16 protein-coding genes are annotated in these 20,317 nt (G+C 35.1%); 6 read left to right on the top strand and 10 right to left on the bottom strand.

Annotation, left to right across the window (positions count from 1 at the left end; all coding sequences use genetic code 11):
• Positions 1 to 771, top strand: a complete 771-nt coding sequence (locus IPJ53_06540) for a hypothetical protein (GenBank protein ID MBK7798749.1) — start codon at positions 1 to 3, stop codon at positions 769 to 771.
• 68 nt (positions 772 to 839) lie between these two features.
• On the opposite strand, the gene IPJ53_06535 is transcribed toward IPJ53_06540, so the two are convergent.
• From IPJ53_06535 to ssb (IPJ53_06505), 7 genes are all read right to left on the bottom strand, one after another.
• Positions 840 to 1,184 carry a single-stranded DNA-binding protein gene (locus tag IPJ53_06535; protein ID MBK7798748.1) on the bottom strand — a complete coding sequence of 115 codons (345 nt, stop codon included), beginning with the start codon at positions 1,182 to 1,184 and terminating at the stop codon, positions 840 to 842.
• A 52-nt stretch (positions 1,185 to 1,236) separates the two neighbouring features.
• Positions 1,237 to 1,581, bottom strand: coding sequence for a single-stranded DNA-binding protein (ssb, locus tag IPJ53_06530; GenBank protein ID MBK7798747.1), 345 nt, complete (start codon positions 1,579 to 1,581; stop codon positions 1,237 to 1,239).
• Between the two features lie 646 nt (positions 1,582 to 2,227).
• A complete protein-coding gene (locus tag IPJ53_06525; protein ID MBK7798746.1) occupies positions 2,228 to 2,788 on the bottom strand; it encodes a hypothetical protein in 561 nt (186 codons plus the stop codon).
• Positions 2,785 to 3,411, bottom strand: a complete 627-nt coding sequence (locus IPJ53_06520; GenBank protein MBK7798745.1) for a hypothetical protein — start codon at positions 3,409 to 3,411, stop codon at positions 2,785 to 2,787. The genes IPJ53_06525 and IPJ53_06520 overlap by 4 nt, the downstream gene beginning before the upstream one ends.
• Before the next feature lie 38 nt (positions 3,412 to 3,449).
• Positions 3,450 to 4,223 carry a hypothetical protein gene (locus IPJ53_06515; protein MBK7798744.1) on the bottom strand — a complete coding sequence of 258 codons (774 nt, stop codon included), beginning with the start codon at positions 4,221 to 4,223 and terminating at the stop codon, positions 3,450 to 3,452.
• A gap of 586 nt (positions 4,224 to 4,809) precedes the next feature.
• Positions 4,810 to 5,154 (bottom strand): single-stranded DNA-binding protein, encoded by a 345-nt coding sequence (locus IPJ53_06510; GenBank protein ID MBK7798743.1) that lies wholly within the window; start codon positions 5,152 to 5,154, stop codon positions 4,810 to 4,812.
• A gap of 52 nt (positions 5,155 to 5,206) precedes the next feature.
• On the bottom strand, positions 5,207 to 5,551 hold the full coding sequence (gene ssb / locus IPJ53_06505; GenBank protein ID MBK7798742.1) for a single-stranded DNA-binding protein: 345 nt from the start codon (positions 5,549 to 5,551) through the stop codon (positions 5,207 to 5,209).
• Between the two features lie 491 nt (positions 5,552 to 6,042).
• Here ssb (IPJ53_06505) and IPJ53_06500 point away from each other — a divergent pair, with 491 nt between their 5' ends.
• The 4 genes from IPJ53_06500 (at position 6,043) to IPJ53_06485 (ending at position 15,173) form a co-directional block, all read left to right on the top strand.
• On the top strand, positions 6,043 to 8,529 hold the full coding sequence (locus IPJ53_06500; GenBank protein ID MBK7798741.1) for a hypothetical protein: 2,487 nt from the start codon (positions 6,043 to 6,045) through the stop codon (positions 8,527 to 8,529).
• A 12-nt stretch (positions 8,530 to 8,541) separates the two neighbouring features.
• On the top strand, positions 8,542 to 10,002 hold the full coding sequence (locus tag IPJ53_06495; protein MBK7798740.1) for a T9SS type A sorting domain-containing protein: 1,461 nt from the start codon (positions 8,542 to 8,544) through the stop codon (positions 10,000 to 10,002).
• A gap of 850 nt (positions 10,003 to 10,852) precedes the next feature.
• The gene (locus IPJ53_06490; protein MBK7798739.1) at positions 10,853 to 12,667 is read left to right on the top strand and encodes an ABC transporter ATP-binding protein; all 1,815 of its coding nucleotides are present in this window, start codon (positions 10,853 to 10,855) and stop codon (positions 12,665 to 12,667) included.
• A 385-nt stretch (positions 12,668 to 13,052) separates the two neighbouring features.
• On the top strand, positions 13,053 to 15,173 hold the full coding sequence (locus tag IPJ53_06485; protein ID MBK7798738.1) for a M3 family metallopeptidase: 2,121 nt from the start codon (positions 13,053 to 13,055) through the stop codon (positions 15,171 to 15,173).
• 245 nt (positions 15,174 to 15,418) lie between these two features.
• Here IPJ53_06485 and IPJ53_06480 read toward each other — a convergent pair whose 3' ends face one another.
• From IPJ53_06480 to IPJ53_06470, 3 genes are all read right to left on the bottom strand, one after another.
• Complete coding sequence (locus IPJ53_06480; GenBank protein MBK7798737.1) at positions 15,419 to 15,643, bottom strand: hypothetical protein; 225 nt, start codon at positions 15,641 to 15,643, stop codon at positions 15,419 to 15,421.
• Positions 15,644 to 15,712: 69 nt separating this feature from the next.
• Positions 15,713 to 16,027 (bottom strand): hypothetical protein, encoded by a 315-nt coding sequence (locus IPJ53_06475; protein MBK7798736.1) that lies wholly within the window; start codon positions 16,025 to 16,027, stop codon positions 15,713 to 15,715.
• 71 nt (positions 16,028 to 16,098) lie between these two features.
• Positions 16,099 to 16,416 (bottom strand): hypothetical protein, encoded by a 318-nt coding sequence (locus IPJ53_06470; GenBank protein ID MBK7798735.1) that lies wholly within the window; start codon positions 16,414 to 16,416, stop codon positions 16,099 to 16,101.
• A gap of 384 nt (positions 16,417 to 16,800) precedes the next feature.
• Between IPJ53_06470 and IPJ53_06465 the strand changes: the two genes are divergently transcribed.
• Positions 16,801 to 20,082, top strand: coding sequence for a PD40 domain-containing protein (locus tag IPJ53_06465; GenBank protein MBK7798734.1), 3,282 nt, complete (start codon positions 16,801 to 16,803; stop codon positions 20,080 to 20,082).
• The last annotated feature ends 235 nt before the right edge of the window (positions 20,083 to 20,317 follow it).

Below are 20,317 nucleotides of genomic sequence, written 5' to 3'. Positions count from 1 at the left end.
ATGAAACAATTATACTGCTTTTTTACACTTTTACTTGTTTTGCAAAGTGGATTTTCTCAGGCCTGCCTACCTGACAGTACTGTAAAAGATTCTGCAGTAGGGGTTTACCCTAAACCAATTTCACCTGCAAATCCAAATGGAGGTATTAATAAACCGGCATGCATAAACAAACCTTTTGAATTTAACCTCACTGTTAAAATATCTGACACCGTTACAATTCCTGGTGTACCTATCCCTGTAAACCTCAACAATGCAAAAATTGCAACTAAGGATGCGATATCAGGCTTACCAAAAGGAATAACCTACGAATGCAACCCACCTGATTGCGTTTTTCCTAAAAACTCAATTGGTTGTCTCATTTTAAAAGGTACTCCAACTTCAGATAATCCACCGGGAATTTACCGACCTGTAATTAAAATTACCTTGTCTACCCTATTCGGTAATTTCGAACTTGAATATCCAGGACAGTTTTTTCCAGGGGAATACCTTTTAACTCTGTTGGATGAGCAATGCAATGTTTCAACAAGAAATCCCCTTCAATTTAAAAATCTTTGGTATCCTGCTATTTCATCCGGTATCCTGTTAAATCCAATGCACCAATCCGGGAAAGTGGATTTATTAAACTCATTTGGACAAAAAGTGTGGGGAACCCAATCTTTTTCTGGTCAACAATTTGAATTTCCTTCTAATTTATCTGACGGAATGTATTTAATCTGCTGGACTGAACAGGGGGTTCATTTTGCTCAGAAAGTTTTACTCCAAAGAGGATAGACTACCCAGTATTGATTACTGAGTAGCCTTTCCATAAGCTGATATGCTATTCCTCTAGATTAGGTATATCAGTCTTCTTTTGGCCTGTTGATTTTATAAACTTCATTGACCACAATTTCGGTAACATATTTTGTCTGTCCTGATTTATCCTCATAGGATCGTGACGAAAGCTTACCCTGTACCATCACCTCATTTCCTTTTACAAGGTGATTGCTCAGGTATTCTGCCTTCTTATCCCAGGCGATAAGATTTACCCATTGTGTGTTACTGGTCTTTTCACCTTTAGCAGATGTGTAATATTCATTAACTGCCATTGAAACTCTGGCTAACTTCTTTCCTTTGTCAAGATCAGTAACTTCAGGATCTTTACCTAAATGTCCAACTAACTGGACTGAATTGCGTAGTGTGTTCATAAATTATTATTTAAACGTGAAACAAAAAATTAATTACATATTGATAAATAAATCAAGCGACTTGATTTTTTTGCATTTTGAAGAAATCTGAAACAATGATTTCTGTAACAAGCTTTGGAATTCCGCTCTTATCTTCATAAGATCGTGTGACCAGTTTGCCTTTTATTAATACTGCAGTTCCTTTTTCTAAAATCCTGCTCATGTTCTCAGCCAAGCGCCCCCAGGCTACAAGATTATGCCAATGGGTGTTGGTAATGTGCTCTCCATTGTTTGAAGTATAGGTCTCATGAGTAGCTAAAGTTGCTTTAACCACTAACCTACCTTTTTCAAGTGTGATCAGTTCTGGTGTCTTTCCAAGGTGCCCAATCAATTGGACTGAATTACGTAGTGTGTTCATAAAAATAATTTAAACGTGAAACAAATTGTTAATAAAAAAAATTGACAAGGCAAAGTTGAGATGATTTCGATTTCACACTCGTAAATCATACGCTTATATCCGAATGTATCCGTAAGTAAACGTATAAAAACGAATACAAGCCCACACAGCGAGGGATCATCAAATTCAGTGAATTTTCATTTCATCTAAATTTTTGAAAAAAAATCATGTTTCAAAAAATTAAGTATGCAGTAGTGTTCCAACCTTAATAAAATATTTTCAATTAAATCATGAAACTTCAAGTCGACCTTGCAATTCTAAATACTATTTACTCCTGATGTACCTGATTAGATCCTTTAAAAAAATGAATAAAATGCATATCCATTGAAAATTAAATTCATTTTGAATTTCGGATAAATAATATTCTTGCTTGGCTTTAGGATGAAATCAAACAATACAAGTCAAATCATTAATAATACTTATAAACAAATAAACCTGAATCAAACTTTTTTGCTCTTAACCTTTTTGAAATGTCTATAATTCCATTTTCAGACTAAATTTAAGAACCAATACAGATGAATATTCTTTTAATTCGTTGACCCCGGTTTGCAACTCGTGCCCTTTAAGCCTTTGATGGCAAGACTCAAGCTTTGATTCAGACCAACATTCACTTCTTTTCAGGGTTCAGGAATATTCGGACCCCAAGAAAAGGCTGAGAATAACTATACTTGTAAGGTATCTTATTCAACGGAAAGTGGTTGATCAGCCCAGTCCATAAATAAAATGCTCGCGTTAATCGAAAGTCTGCACTCAATCCCAACACGCGGCTCGTGACCGGACGCTTCGTCGGTAAATAGATATCTGCGAAACTCAGATTCCCCTGACTGATGCCAAGTCGAGGATACAAAGCCGCATACTTGCTGAAAATCAGCTTATATTCTAACCATACACCCAATGCCACAAAAGGATTGGGTATTTCTGGTCCGGACATGATCATATAGGATATGTCCATCCCAACATAGGTTCCGCGGTAGAATTCCCTTCGGCCTGAAAGATTGATATAGTGTTCATATAAACTTACCGGTCGCAAATCTTTAGTAAAATTATCACTGGTGGGTACAAAACTGTAAAATGAAGCTATGTCCCACTGTGCAAATAATTTAGATCCATGGAAAATCCATGCAATAAAAATATAAGAAAACAAAATTACTTTTTTAATTACCATCATATCCTGAAGTTAAATTTGATCTGGGGAATATTCCGGAAGGGATAAGATTTGATAGATGGATAATACTCCATCTGATACAACATGATCAACTCAAAGAATCTGGTGGGTCGGAAGCCAATACCAGTACCTAAAGACCAATAGGGAAACCACTTGTTTGAAGATCGCACACTGCTATATTCATATCCTGATCGCAAATTAGTTAAACCGAACGAAATTACAGATTCAGGAATAATTCCATAATTAATTCTTCTGCCCCAAAAAGTGATCTTTTTCAAATCTGATGATTGAATCCACTTGTAATTATATTGAATACTTAATCCAGTCCCATTGTAATCTGAATATTCGTGAAATGGAAAATTATCAGACAATCTCCTGAAAAAATAATCATAACAAAAATGAAAATGGTGGTTTCCAACTAATCTAATACCCAATTGCAACCTAATGATTCCTTCATTAAATGAATAATGATTACTGTCAAGATGAGATACTTTCGTATCATTTTGACTTACTGCCCTTGGCGTTATTCCGAATTCCAGAATTGCCCTTTTTATTAGTTTATCCTGAATAATTTGTTCAGATGACTGATCTTGACCATGCACAAATGTCAAATTTGTGATAATCACCAATTGACAAATTAGAACTTTAATCAATTTTAAATTCGCTAAATACCTCCGTTTATCCAACTGCAAGCTTTATCATTGAGTAATTGATAAGGGCCACAAAATTGAATAGTCCCAGCACCCCAAGCCCAAAAGGTGGCCAATTTTTTTCGGTAAAAAGGTTTATCAAAGACAATATCAAATCCATAAAGACCAATAGGTATAAAACTTGAAACTTTATTACACCAACCAATAAACCATAAATTTGGGTTACCGGGCATTTGAAGCAACCACGAGCTGTTGGGATCCTCACTTGCACAACCTTGATATGTTCTTGTAAAATGATTGTGAATCACAGAATATGCGGTTCTTGTCGTAATTCTACCTGAATTAAAAGAATAAAGCTCTCTTGTATCTTCTTCCAAATCAAACCACCAGGAAGGAATAGTATCGGCATTTGCGCTGATCACACTATCCATATTGAGTGAATCTGCAAGAAACGATAGTCTATTGGCTATTAAATCCTGATTTCTTAATGGAAGTTCAATTGAATCCCCAAAAGCCCAATAACCGGAATCAGAACTGAATCTGTGAATTCTATCGATGAAAATATTGGAGCTATCGGTCGGTATTCTGGCTAGTATCAAATATCTGAATTCCTCAGATGTGTCTATACAAAAACTATCTGTCAACTCCATATCTTCATAATATTCAAATAATATTGTTTGATTACTTTCTTCTAATGACATAATCGTTTCTCCTTGTGCCTGATGGCCTTCTTTGGAACAGCTAAGAATAATTATACTTACGAACATACAAAACAAATGTAATTTCATAAACTTAAATTTTAAATGAAATACTATACCTCCTACCTTGTACATCAGGATGTGTTCGGTGGCAGTTGCTCAAATTTCTTAAGCAGACATTTAATTATTCACCCACTGATTTGGTGTTCAGGCCTGGATCAACTATTCAGTAAAATAAATTTAAAACTATTCCAGAAAAAAAAAAATACATCCACTTGAAAATAGAATGTTAATGTTATGTTAATCAAAGAATCGCAATATTTCTTCTGACTTAATTAGATGAGCAATGCAATGTTTCAACAAGAAATCCCCTTCAATTTAAAAATCTTTGGTATCCTGCCATTTCATCCGGCATCCTGCTAAATCCTATGCACCAATCCGGGAAAGTGGATTTATTAAATTCATTTGGACAAAAAGTGTGGGGGACCCAATCCTTTTCTGGTCAACAATTTGAATTTCCTTCCAATTTATCAGACGGAATGTATTTAATCTGCTGGACTGAACAGGGGGTTCACTTTGCTTAGAAAGTTTTACTCCAAAGAGGATAGACTACCCAGTATTGAGTACTGAGTAGCCTTTCCTTCATCTGATATTCTATTCCTCTTGAGTAGGTATATCAGTCTTCTTTAGGCCTGTTGATTTTATAAACTTCATTGACCACAATTTCGGTAACATATTTTGTCTGTCCTGTTTTATCTTCATAGGAGCGAGAAGAAAGCTTACCCTGTACCATCACCTCATTTCCTTTTACAAGGTGATTGCTCAGGTATTCCGCCTTCTTATCCCAGGCAATAAGATTTACCCATTGTGTGTTACTGGTCTTTTCACCTTTAGCAGATGTGTAAAATTCATTAACTGCCATTGAAACTCTGGCTAACTTCTTTCCTTTGTCAAGATCAGTAACTTCAGGATCTTTACCTAAATGTCCAACTAACTGGACTGAATTGCGTAGTGTGTTCATAAATTATTATTTAAACGTGAAACAAAAAATTAATTACTTATCGATCAATAAATCAAGCGACTTGATTTTTTTGCATTTTGAAGAAATCTGAAACAATGATCTCTGTTACAAGCTTTGGAATTCCGCTTTTATCTTCATAAGAACGTGTGACCAACTTACCCTTTATTAATACTGCAGTTCCTTTTTCTAAAATCCTGCTCATGTTCTCAGCCAAACGCCCCCAGGCTACAAGATTATGCCAATGGGTGTTGGTAATGTGCTCACCATTGTTTGAGGTATAGGTTTCATGCGTAGCTAAAGTTGCTTTGGCTACCAACCTGCCTTTTTCAAGGGTGATCAGTTCTGGTGTCTTTCCAAGGTGCCCAATCAATTGGACTGAATTACGTAGTGCGTTCATAAAAATAATTTAAACGTGAAACAAATTGTTACAAAAAATTGACAAGGCAAAGTTGAGATGATTTCGATTTCTCACTCGTAAATCATACGCTTATATCCGAATGTATCCGTAAGTAAACGTATAAAAACGGGTAAAGGCCCGCTGCGTAAAGACTTTCTCAAAACCATTAAAATGGAATTCTGTCCAACAAAATGAATATGATGCAATTAATTGACTGAAACAATTAAATAAGGAGTCAGGTAAATTTTATGCGGATTAAGTAGAAATTAAACATATTTAGTAACTATATTAATTAGTTATCATCGATTTATAAATACCAATCTATAAAAACTGAGATTCTACAAAAAACTCAACAAAGGCGGACAAAATCAAGATAGACGCTTAGAGTATTGAATCAAAGAAATTAGTACTTTTTTATTTAACTTATTGGTGAAATAGGAGAAATTCTCCAAACGGTGGGATCTGCCAATCAGCCAAGTAATCTAATAATTATGAAGAAAACGTTTTTCTTATTGCTTTATCTTATTGGAACATCGCAAATTAACTCTCAAATTGATTGCAATCTTCCAATTGATGTGACTATCAGCAACGGCCTTGTATCAAACTACTCAAGTAATTATTTTTCAAATAAAGTAATCAAAATTGTTGGTACATTTACAGTTGATCAGAATGTAACAATGAATAATTGCACTTTTATCATGGATGGTTCAGCTTCAATAGAGCTCACGAATGACAAAAGCATAATTATAAATTCTTGCAAATTTGGTTGTGGTATTTGGTATGGAATTTATGGAAGTGGATATTTCTATGCTTCTAATTCTTACTTTGAAAACTTTACAATTTGTTTTGATATGGTGGCTTCTGCATCTTATTTTACAAATAATACATTCCAATCCAACGGGACTGGAATAGCGATTAATTCGTATGCTGCTAGTGGACAAAATCTGTCTTCTCCTCCACCACTTGAAAATTTGTTTTCACATCAAAACAAATATCAACAATGCGATAAAGGTGTGGTTATTACAAATTGCCCTTCTTCTATTTTCATTGAAGATGATGAATTCATTACTTGCAATTTTGGAATCAATGCTGATAATTCAATCTTTAGTGTTTTTAACACCTCATTTTTATATTGCCTAAACGGAATAGGTTTAAAAAATAAGTCAGTATTAAATTGTATTGGCAATACTCTTGAAACAACATTTGGATTTTGTACTGTGGGAGTAAATATGAATAATTCAACTGCACTAATAAAAAATTGTAAATTTAATTTAACGGAATTAGGAATTTCATCATGCGGTGATAGTGATATTAAAGCTGAGAATTGTCTTTTCGACAACATTGATTTTAACAGTAGTATTTATTTTATATTGGCCACCAGCACTAAGCTAAGAGCCGAAAATAATATAATAAATATACCCAATACTGATGGTGGATCTGGTTTCTATATTGGGGGCGGTGCAAAATCTATAATAGGATCCAATATAGTGAGTGTCAATTCGGTAAATAGATTATTCTTTGCTTCAGATGCAGGTTCTACATTCAATTCCATTGATGAACTTCAAATTCTTAATAACAATCAATTCAATTCCAATATTTCAGTTTATGCATGTGGCAAGACTGGAATATTCGATAATACTTTTAACTATTTAGAGTCCGTGAGTGCTAAATTAAGCCAAACCCGAAAGAACTTACTATGTAATAATACATTCAATAACAAGATTAGTATATTATTCGAAAATGGTTGCGCTCCATCAAGTATTGGGACCTCACATTTTAACAATACAGCAGGAGGATTTATAACTGAAGACGGATATATTGCTACACAAAATCATAAGGGTAACGAATGGATCACCCCTACTAGTAGTGCCAATAATACGTCTTTAGACAATACTAAATTTTTTGTCAACCCTAATCCTTCAACAGGAGGAAATCCAACATTCCTCCCAAGCATAATTCTTCCGAACGGAGGTTGGTTTGGAAATCAAGATATGGTAACTAATAGTTGTTTGCGAGATTTTTCGATTTTTATGCTAGTAAATGATGACGATGGTGACGTTTTTAATGGAACATATACAGCAACACCATTGGTTGCTTGGTATCAGAAGCTTGAAACTTTTGAAAAATTATTAGAAAATCCATCCATTCTGAATGGAAATCCTAATGCTCAAGCTTTTTACTCTTCTTGTTTAGGAACAGATATTGAATATGTGGTCAAGACTAAGAAATATCTAAAAGAAAGCCAAGTCGAATCCACTCTCACTCCACAATTAGAAATAAACATTGGTCTAAGATCTAACTTATTATCTGAATTGCACCAACTTCATGTTCAGCTCAGTCAAAATTATCAAGAAGCTACAGTTTTATTGATTCAACAAAAGAATGCTGAAGTCAACTTTTTAAATTCTGAAATTATGCAATTAGAAGCTAGCTTACAAAGTCATAAAGCTAGTAAACTAGCATTAGCAGATCAATATAATAATTATATCCAAGGGACTTTAAATTCTTTTGTATTGCATGAAAAATTTATTAATGGCCTAGCTATTCAAAGAGCCTCCAACCCTCTATTTATCCTAAGCTCTACTGATCATGCATCTGTTCTTGTAATTGCTGGACTATGCCCTAAAATTTATGGCAATGCTGTATTTTTGGCAAGGACGTTTTTAAGCACTTCAGAAATTTTAACATTGGGGAGTTCTAACCCATGTTCAAGTCCTATTCTTTTAAACGCTAATACGAATTCTGATATTAGTTCTCTCTCATTAACTTCTACAATTGTAGATAATCAACTTAGAATTGAAGGAATAAATCATTCCAATGAATATCAGTTTGAAGTCATAAGTATTGGAGGATTAGGTACAAGAGTTAGAATTGAAAATGATCAAATAAACCTAGTAGAGATTCCTGCAGGACTTTATTATTTGGTTGTGAGAGATCAACAAGGAAGTAAGATATTCAGAAAATTTATAAAAATCTAATCAATAATTAAAATGAGAATTAGAATAAGTCTTCTTTATTTAAATATTTTTATTCTCATTCATGAGAATGTATCAGGGCAAAAATATGACAATATCTGGATGATGGGTTGTTGTTATACTCCTATATCAAGACTTAATGGAGGAATAAATCTTCGTTTTGATCTTGGAGGAGACCCTGATACTTTCTTTTTAAGTCGTGAAATTGATTTTATAGAAACTTCAATTTCTGTATCAGATCCAATTAGTGGAAATTTATTGTTCTATTCAAATGGCTGCCATATTTACAATAAAAATGACCAAATTATGGAACTTGGTAAGGACATTAATCCCGGTCTGACCCAAAAAATGGCTTGTGAAGAATACGCATATGACCTTTCACGAGGTGGAGTCATATTGCCAAATACTGAAAACAAAAATAAGTTTTATTTAATACATAGAGCATTAGATGACACAGGAAAAACAATTGATAGACTTTATTATTCGGAGGTAGATTTATCCTTCAATCAAGGTCTTGGGAGAGTCATAAAGAAAAATGTTCCTCTGCTTAAACAAAGACTTTATAAAAGTCATTTTGATGTAACCAAGCATGCTAACGGAAGAGATTACTGGATCTTTACCTATAATTATAGTTCAGATACCGTATTTAGATTCTTAGTACAGAGCAATGGTATAGAAGGGCCATTAGGCCAATATTTCCCAATCCCACGAGAAAGATTTGCACAAAGAGCTAATTCAACTATATCCCCAGATGGAAAAACAGCTGTCCGAATTGATCCTGTAAATGGATTGTTCCTAATGGATATTGACAGAGAAACTGGATTATTTTCAAATTTAAGGCAGTTTCCTTATTGGTCATCTGTTGACAGTAGTCCTGTTACTAGCGTTGCATTTTCTCAAAATGGCAAGATGCTTTACGTTAGTTCATTATTGCGATTATCTCAATTTGACTTAGAAGCAAGTAATTTTTTTGAATCGAGAATATTAATTGATACATTCGATTTATTTGAAGATCCATATTATACCACTTTTTATTTAATGCAGCTTGCTCCAAATGGGAAGATTTATATGAACTGTACGAATGGTGTCAGGTATCTTCATACTATTCATAAACCTAATGAGAGAGGAAAAGCCTGTGATTTCAGGCAACATGATTTTATACTTCCCACACAAAATGCTTTTACTATGCCATATTTTCCAAATTATAGATTAGGGCCAATTACTTCTATAGAACAGGATCTAAAAATTAATAAATCAGTGGTATATCCGAATCCAGTAAAGGATAAATTATTTATACTAAACAATAACAAGGAAAATTTGCATTATGAAATTATTGACATAATTGGACAAAATGTTTTAAATGGAATAGTGAATAATTTTATTGATGTAGAAAATTTAAAGAATGGATTTTATTTTTTAAAGCTTAAATCCACAACGGAATATAGACGCATTGCAAAATTTGAAAAAATAGAATAAACCGATGATAACAAAGTATTGACGAACATGCCACCAAAATGCTAACTTTTTCAGGCCTGACATAACGATAAAATATATTTCACTTTTGGCTTTAATCAGATGGTGGCACGTCGTCAATACAAACCGATTCCAATACCTCATCACATAGTTATCAAATGAGAAATTCAGATCGGCCTTTTTCATTTTAGCTAAAACTGATTTAAAAAGCGTTCAAAACAAAATACTGTTTGAGCTCGCCTGCAGATAAACAAATAAATTTATGACAATAAGACCAAGAGCTATTATGAATGATTAAGGTGAGTGAACGATTTTCGCAAAGCGAAATGGCTTGCGACAGCAAGACAAGTGAGGGAACAGCGAAAGCTGAAATTTTTTGACTTGGAATAGAAATTCTAATGCATAATATGGGTTAGATTAGTTTAGCGTTAAGAAATGAAAACAGCCTTGATTTTTTTTGGTTCTTTTTTGTATCAAAACAAAAAAGAACAAAGATACTAGGAAGGAATTTAGGAAAACTTTTGTGAATAACGGGGTCCGCAAAACTGGTTCCTCCCCAAATTTTTGACTCGACACTACAAATGCAGTAATCTTTGAAAAAAATGTACGACGTTCAAAGTCCCAAACTAAAATATAGAGAATAATCCAACCATAACCAAAGCATACATTATTGAAATAGTGGTGTTGATGATAAACTGAATTAAATCTTGCATTTGGCTCTGTTGGGGTAAAATTCTATAACCCTTGTGTTAAATTAATATAGGCCACATAAACCTGCCAAGGAAATATTTGTTCTAACACTCTACAATCATAAATTAATACCAGCTTTCTTCCCATTTTAGAAAAATCATCCATGAAAATTCTTTTGCATTATTTAAAGCCCCATAAATGGCTCGTCATATTTACGCTTTTGATGGCTGCCATCAATACAGGCTTTTCTTTAATTGACCCTATCCTGCTAGGTAAATTGGTTTCACTGGCTTCAGACCATCAATCCTCGAATGAGGGATTTAGTTTTACTGACTTTTTCTGGAAATTTGAATGGCTTACACGTAGAGATAAACCCTACCTTCAACTAGGTGTCTTTTACATTCTCATTTTTTCCATTTCTGTTGCCATGATTAGCCGCATTGCAAAGGCTTTCCAGGACTATTCATTAAACGTAATCATACAAAAATTTGGGGCAACCGTTTTTACCGATGGTTTGCAACATGCCATGAAACTTCCCTATCAGGAATTTGAAGATCAAAGAAGTGGAGAAACTCTTTCAATCTTAACTAAAGTCAGGGCAGATGTAGAAAAATTTATGGTCAGCTTCATCAACGTACTTTTTGGTATTCTCATTGGGGTTGTATTTGTTTTTACCTATGCGGCACTGTTCATCAACTGGCGTATTCCAATCGCATACTTGATTGGCATTGCCATACTGACCTTGATCACCAACAAACTCAGTAAAAAAATAAAATTCATTCAAAAAAACATCGTAGGACAAACAACCGCACTGGCTGGCTCAACTACAGAATCACTCAGGAATATTGAATTGGTTAAAAGCCTCGGGCTCACCCAACAGGAAGTAGAAAGACTGAATAAGAATACCTATAAAATACTTGGACTTGAACTTTCTAAAGTAAAAAGAATTCGAAGTATAAGCTTCATACAGGGGACCATGGTCAATACCCTCCGCCAGGTCATTCTTTATATTATCATGTGGCTTATTTTCAGAAACGAAATGGATGCCGGCCAATTGGTGACCATGCAAGTATTTTCATTTTTTATATTTGGTCCGTTACAGGAAATTGGAAACATACTTCTCTCCTATCGCGAAGCAGAAGCCTCGCTGAATAATTTTGACCAATTGATGAAAAAGGCACCTGAAAGTATTCCGGACGATCCTAAACACCTTGGAAATATCGAGGAATTATCCTTCCAAAATGTTTCCTTCAAACACCAGACTGCCATGCACAAGGCCATTGATAACATAAGCTTTAGTGTGCGATCCGGAGAAACGATTGCCTTCGTTGGTCCAAGCGGCAGCGGCAAGTCCACACTCATGAAATTATTGGTAGGTTTGTATCGCCCGTTGACCGGTAACATTTATTACAATGGTCTCAACGAAACCGAAATCCTTTATGATGATCTTCGGAATCAAATTGGATTTGTAACGCAAGACACCAATTTGTTCAGCGGCACCATTAAAGAAAATTTAATTTTTGTAAAACCTGAAGCCACTGATATTGAAATTACAGATGCTCTTCACAAAGCCTCCTGCACTTACCTTTTATCAAAAGCTGATAAAGGTCTTGATACCGTAATTGGAGAAGGTGGTTTGAAATTAAGCGGGGGTGAAAAGCAAAGACTGTCTATTGCCAGGGCTCTTCTTAGAAATCCCCATTTGTTGATTTTTGACGAAGCAACTTCTTCCCTTGACTCCATCACAGAAGAAGAAATTACTGATACCATTAGAAAAATTTCCTCCCTCAAATCCCAAATCACAATTCTTATTGCACACAGATTAAGTACCATCATGCATGCAGATAGGATTTTTGTCTTGGAAAAAGGTGAAGTTGTAGAGACCGGAACACACAATTCTTTACTAAATGAAAAAGGGCTTTACTATGCATTGTGGCGCCAACAAATCGGAGAAAGAAAAAAAATCGAGACAACTTAAAAATTGTGTTCAATTAAACAGGATTTGTTAAAAACAATTTCTGCTATAATGTATAAAAAATAAACCGAGGCACACTCCTTGCAAGTTTAAAACCGTAAATTGGATCTTAGGATTGGACTTGTAAAAAGTAAGATGCCCGCTCCGGATTCCATCTCATGTATGCATCATGAAATATTTTTTTAAGCCGGCTTTTCACCAATTTATTCAGAAAATTCGATTTTAAAAACATATTAAACTTTTAAAATGTAATAAACGATGCTTTAACCAAGGTTTGAAAGCCTCGGATATTAAATTAATACCAAAAATTTCCTTATTTTTACTCCCTATTTAAATAAAACAACATTTTATGTTTAATCAATTTCAGGCAGTTACTGCCACAATTCTGATGACCATGGTTTTTAACAATTGCACCTCAGGAAACGAAAAACAAGTCCAAACTCCTCCCCAAAATTCAAACCCAATTATACAAAAATGGGAAGGCCCACATAATGGAGTTCCTGCTTTTGACAAAATACAGGTAGCTGATTTTTTGCCGGCATTTGAAATCGGGATGAGAGAAAAGAGCAATGAAATATCTATAATTGCCAATAATCCGGAAGCTCCCAATTTCCAGAATACAATTGAAGCCCTTGAAAAATCAGGCAATACTCTTAAACGTGTCCAATCCATTTATTACGTATGGACTTCCAATATGAGTACTCCGGAAATGGAAAATGTTCAAACAACTATTGAACCCAAGTTGGCAGCTTTTGCGGATTCCATTACTCAAAATACTCCTTTGTTTCTAAGAATCGAATCAGTCTATAATTCACCTGAAAAAACAAAACTGAATCCGGAACAACAGAGACTCGTCTGGAGATATTACACCAATTATGTTTTAGCAGGCGCCAAGCTCGATTCAATAAGTAAAAAAAGAGTGGCTGAAATCAATCAGCAACTTGCTGGATTGTTTACCAAATTCAGTCAGCATCAGTTGGCCGATGAAGGAGACAAATTTTTAGAGCTGACCTCTGAGAAAGACCTTGATGGACTTCCAGAAGGCATTAAAACCGCCGCAGCCGAATCTGCTAATGCAAAAAACAAAAAAGGTTCCTGGATCATTGCAAATACAAGATCATCCATTGAACCCTTTCTCTCTTATTCAACCAATCGTGAATTAAGAGAAAAAGCATGGCGCATGTTCATCAACAGAGGTGACAATGGAGATGCAAATGACAACAACGCCATCATCACAGAAATTCTTCAACTCAGAGCAGAACGAGCTAAATTATTAGGCTACCCTACCCACGCGCATTGGCGATTGGCTGACAAAATGGCTCAAACACCTGAAAAGGCGATGGCATTATTGGAATCTGTCTGGCCGGCTGCAGTCGAAAGGGTTAAAGAAGAAGTAAAAGACATGCAGGCATTGGCTGATAAAGAAGGTGCGAAAATTAAAATCGAACCATGGGATTATCGCTTTTATTCAGAAAAAGTCAGAAAGTCAAAGTTTGATTTAGATCAGGACGAAGTCAAACAATATTTGCAACTGGAAAAACTCCGTGAAGGAATGTTCTATGTGGCCGGAGAGTTGTTCAATTTAGAATTTACACAAGTCAATGATGTCCCGGTTTTTCACCCTGACGTTAGAGTTTTTAAGGTTTCAGACAAAACAAATAAAAATCAAATAGGTCTTTGGTATTTTGACCCTTATGCACGCAAAGGAAAAAGATCAGGAGCCTGGATGACAGCTTATAGAGATCAGGAAAAACTCAATGGCAACATCACTACCATAGTATCTAATAATTGTAATTTTATAAAGGGCAAACCCGATGAACCTGTATTAATTTCTTGGGATGATGCAGAAACGCTGTTTCATGAATTCGGACATGCACTCCATGGTCTGAATTCCAATGTAACCTATCCTCTGTTGTCCGGAACCAGTGTTGCAACAGATTATGTCGAATTCCCTTCCCAAATCCTAGAGCGTTGGCTTTCTACTCCTGAAGTTTTACAGAAGTATGCACTCCATTTTAAAACCGGTGAAACGATCCCGGATAAACTATTGACAAAAATTAAAAATGCTGCTACTTTCAATCAAGGTTTTGCAACTGTGGAATATCTTTCCAGTGCATTAATTGATATGAAGTTACATCTCGCCGGTTCAACAAAAATAGATCCGGATGTCTTCGAAAAAGAAACACTTGCTACAATGAATATGCCTGCTGAAATAGTCATGCGACATCGCACACCTCAATTCGGTCATATCTTTGCCGATGATGGGTACTCCGCAGGATATTACAGCTACCTATGGTCAGATGTATTGAGCGCAGATGCATACGAGGCCTTTGTTGAAGGAAAAGGTCCTTATGACAAAGAGGTCGGAAAAAGATTGGTGGACAATATATTTAGTGTGGGTGGAACCATTGACGAAGCTACCGCATACAGAAATTTTAGGGGGCACGATCCAAATTCAAATGCGTTGATGAAAAATCGAGGATTTAAAGTGATGACAAACAAAAAGTGATTATCCAAGAGCTTAATTAAATAATTTTATTTTGGATTTGTAGCTAAAAAATAATTCCTTCTCTTGGAAGGTAGACTAAATTTTTGAATTTATTCCCAAAGAAGGATTTTTCTCAATCAAGATTATCTATAAGTTTCCTGTGATTAAATTACAGCATTCCGTGTTTAATATTTACAAACAAAACACGGAATGCTTTTAAAAATTAATCAAATCTCCTAACTGATTTCACCTTAGAATAAAATTCCTTATTGCAGAAACTTGCTGATTATAAAAATCACTCCAATGATCACTAACCAGCATAACCAGGAACCAAGTATATACACTAGACCCTGACCAAATTTTCCCTGCTGTTCTCCGACCTGGTACGCCTTGTACAATAAATAACAAACAAAAATAGAGCCTAAACCTAAAGCCTCTTTTATCTTTAAGAAGTTTTCATCCGGTCGTCTAATAAACAAAGCCTCCTTCATATAAAACAAGCTAAGCAACGCAGTTATTAGCAGCAAACAGTAATACAATAATTTCTGTAAAAAAATCATCTACTGCCAATGTAAAGGACCATTAAAAAAGAATAATCCAATAAAGACTACTAAAATGGACAGGACTATGGAAGCAATTAAAATACCGATTGCTGTTCCATATTGACCGGAATTGGTCATGTTGGTAAAAGCAAAATACAGGCCAACAACCTCAACCAATGTTGCACATAAAAAAATAATGGCCTCCGATTTTTTTCCACTACCTAAAGAAATAATGCTGTGAATAAGATTTACAGCATTGAAAAAATAAAAGATACCTAATAGTCCTCCTACCCCAAATAGAGCAAAGAAAACAGTCTTTGAAAAAAATGACATATGATAAAATTGTATTTCTTAAATAAAAAGTTGCATAATTATTAGATGATCGCTCGCAGTCAATTTACAAATCAATTCCACCTTCCTCCGGCAGAAACTATGATAATTATTGCCCAAATAACATATAACAAAACAAGGCCAATAGGTAGATACAATAAAAATGCCCCAAGCCTGGCATAGTTTGGACTCTTCAATGAATAATAAGATCCAACTACCAAAAAGGCTAAAATTCCACCAATTGCAAGATTCCTGCCACTGGCAAGAAAGGATTCTTGATGTCCCATAGACCTGTTTGCAAAATATACAAAAATATTGATTGCTGCTAAATAAAGAAAATAGACAGACACAATCGCAGTACCAATTAATATATACAACTGGATTCCTTTCATGACTAGTAAATATGAATAAAAGAAAACGAATAATCTTAATTAATCATCAAAACATATATTACCTTTCGAAGGTACTAATTTTATATAACCTCATGATAACTTCTATATATTTCTTTCAGTCCTTTCGAAAATGAAATTTACCACTGACAACCGAATAATTTCCTGATAGGTTTTAAAAGATTCAAATGATATAATCTACCCATGCTGCATATTGACCATCAGCCGATCATTGAAAATCAAATGTCCGCTTAGTCATTAAGGACTTAAAATAAAACATGACCTTTCCTAATTTTAAACAATCTACGAACTCCTTCGTTCTTAATTTATATCTTTGTTTTACAAACCAATTACATGAATTCATTTTATCAGACAAACTATAAACCGATGTGGTCAACTTTTGTAAAAAAATGCATTTGGCTTTTAATAATTGCTGGATCTCCAGCCATTTATGCTCAAATAGATGCTGGATTATTCAGATTTCCGGATGTCTCTTCAGATCAAATTGTATTTACTTATGCCAATGATCTTTGGTTGATGCCAAAAGAAGGTGGGACAGCTCAAAAACTGAGTTCGCCTAAAGGAATTGAATCATTCCCAAAATTTTCACCGGATGGAAAGATGATTGCCTTTTCAGGTAATTATGATGGCAATAATGAGGTCTACGTTATACCTTCACAAGGAGGTGCTCCAGTAAGGCTAACCTATCACAGTTATTTTGACCGGGTGGTCGATTGGCATCCGGATGGAAAGAATATATTATTTGCTTCTGGTAGAGAAAGTGAAAAAGAAAGATTTAATCAATTTTATACCATTCATCATACTGGGGGATCAGCCTCCAAACTGCCCTTAGCCTATGCTGAATTTGGATCTTATTCCCCGAACGGTGACAAAATGGCTTTGGTATTCCGATCAGAAATTTTTAGGACCTGGAAACGCTACCGTGGAGGTGACGTCGCCGATATCTACATCTATGATTTTAAAGAGAAAAAATCTCAAAACATTTCTTCTAAGATCAATGCAGGTGAAGAATTACCAATGTGGCACAACGAATCAATTTATTTTCTGTCTGACAATGGGCCAGAAAAAAGAATGAACTTATGGAAGTATGATCTAAAAACCCAATCAAGAATGCAATTGAGTTTTTATAAATCGTATGACGTGCACCACCCATCCATTGGTCCATCAGACATTGTTTTTGAAGCAGAAGGTAAATTACATTTATTGAATTTAAAAGATCATAAGATTAGAGAAATTAAAGTAAATCTGATTAATGACCAAAATTTAGTTAGACCCTCTTATGAGTCTGCAGAAAAATTTATTGCACATACTACCATCTCTCCTGACGGTAACAGGGTGCTTATGGAAGCCAGAGGTGAAATTTTTACCTTGCCTGCTGAAAATGGTTATGTCAAAAATTTGACAAGAACATCATCTTCAGCAGAAAGATATCCTGCTTGGTCTCCTGATGGCAAATCAATGGCCTATTGGTCAGACGCAACCGGAGAATATGAATTGTATCTGAAAAATTTAGATGAATTTGTTGAACCCATAAAATTGACCAACCTTGGCAAGGGTTTTAGGTATCAAATTTTTTGGTCACCCGATAGTAAAAAATTGGCCTTTATTGATAAAGCAATGCAAATAATCATCTTTGACAAAGAAAAAAAATCAATTCATATCGTTGACAAAGCACTTAGCTGGGCACACTGGCCATTGGAATCTTTTATTCCTTCATGGTCATCAGACAGCAAGTATCTTGCATACTACAGAGACCTTGAAAATTCTCATAATGCCATTTTTATATATGACTTAGTAAATCATAAAACCAATCAAGTTACAAGTGGATATTATGATTGTTCTTATCCTAGTTTTGATCCTGATGGTAAATATCTTTACATGCTTACGAATCAATCCTTCGAACCCATTTACAGCGATCATGACAATACATTCGTATATCCCAATTCCACCCAAATAGCTGCAATTTCTTTGGCTAAGAATACTCCTTCGCTTTTGTTTCCAAAAAATGATACAGTCCTGATTAAAGTCGATGAACCCAAAAGCGAAGCAATTGATTCAACTGCGAAATCAACTAAAGAAAAAAAGAAAAAGAAGATTAAACCAGAGGAAACTGCAGTAATGCAAATTGATTTTGAAGAAATAGAAAGAAGATTATTCCTATTGCCACTTCCGGCAGGTAATTACTCAAACCCAAGTGCCGCAAGTGGTAAATTAGTTTACATCAAATCTCCAAATGCAGGATCCGCAAAAACTGAAAAATCTGCACTTAAATATTTTGATGTTGAATCCAGAGAAGAGAAGACCATCCTGGAAGGAATAAATTCTTATAAACTTTCTTTTGATGGTAAAAAAGTGCTTGTTTCCCAACAAGGGAGTTGGGCCGTACTCAAAGTAGAAGAAGGCCAAAAAACAGACAAAAAACTCCGTGTAAACGAAATGGAAACCTACATCAATCCAAAAGAAGAATGGAGGCAATTATTCATGGATGCCTGGAGATTTGAAAGAGACTATTTCTATGATGAAAATTTGCATGGTGTAGATTGGGATAAAGTTAAAGACCAATATCTTAAACTTTTAGAAAGTGCAATGTCGCGTGAAGAAGTGAACTACATTCTTGGTGAAATGATTGGAGAGTTAAATGCCTCGCACACTTATAGGGGAGGAGGCATAGAAGAACCAACCAAAAGAAAAGATGTGGGCTATTTGGGTATTAATTGGACTCAAGATAAAGGCTATTATAAAATTGCTAAAATCATAAAAGCGGGGGCTCAGGATGCCGAAGTTAGATCGTCTCTCGATGCTCCGGGCTTGAGTATAAAAGAAGGTGATTACATCCTGGCCGTAAATGGTAATCCATTAAACACAGCTTCTGAACCCTATGCATATTTTCAAGGGTTGGCAGGTAAATCCATCGAGTTAACTTATAATTCTAAGCCTGATTGGAGTGGAGCACATACCACCCTTGTGGATGCATTGGCAGATGAATCCAGATTAAGACATTTGGCCTGGATTGAAAACAATAGAAAAAGAGTAGATGAAGCAACTAATGGAGAAGTAGGATATATTTATGTCAGAAGCACAGGTACAGATGGACAAAGCGAATTGATCAGACAGTTTGTTGCCCAATGGAACAAAAAAGCCTTAATCATCGATGAACGTTTTAACAATGGTGGTCAAATTCCTGACCGGTTTATTGAAGTACTGAATCGGGAACCCCTTGCGTTTTGGGCCATCAGAGATGGTAATACCTGGCCATGGCCACCCTATGCAAATTTTGGTCCTAAAGTTATGTTGATCAATGGATGGAGTGGATCTGGTGGAGATGCTTTTCCAGATTACTTTAGAAAGAAAAAACTAGGACCAATAATAGGTGCCAGAACTTGGGGTGGGCTGATTGGGATTAGCGGTGTCCCTTCCTTGATCGATGGCGGAAGCATCACTGTACCTACTTTCAGAATGTACAATCCCGATGGCACTTGGTTTAAGGAAGGACACGGCGTCGAACCAGATATTCTTGTGGAAGAAGATCTGGGTGCCATGGCAAAAGGTATTGATCCCCAATTGGAAAAAGGCATCGAGGAAATTAAATTATTACTTAAATCAAAGGCATTTAAACAACCGGACAGACCAGCCAAAGAGATCAGGTAATTTATAAATACAAAAAAGTTGACCTGTTTAATATTGGTTAATAGATCAATAATATAGTTCGTATCCAACCTCAAATTTTTTGAACATGGGTCCATGTCAATTCAAACCTTAGTGTAATGTATTTCAAATACAGTAAATACCTGCTTGACTCAATATTACAATATCGCCTTTTATTTTGTAAAACCATTTCTCATAGGTTTGACCTTCATAAAATCTAGTATATATTTAAAATCTA

Origin of the sequence: Candidatus Vicinibacter affinis (assembly GCA_016714365.1) — a bacterium.
GTDB lineage: Bacteria > Bacteroidota > Bacteroidia > Chitinophagales > Saprospiraceae > Vicinibacter > Vicinibacter affinis.
This window is presented reverse-complemented; position numbering and strand designations above follow the sequence as displayed.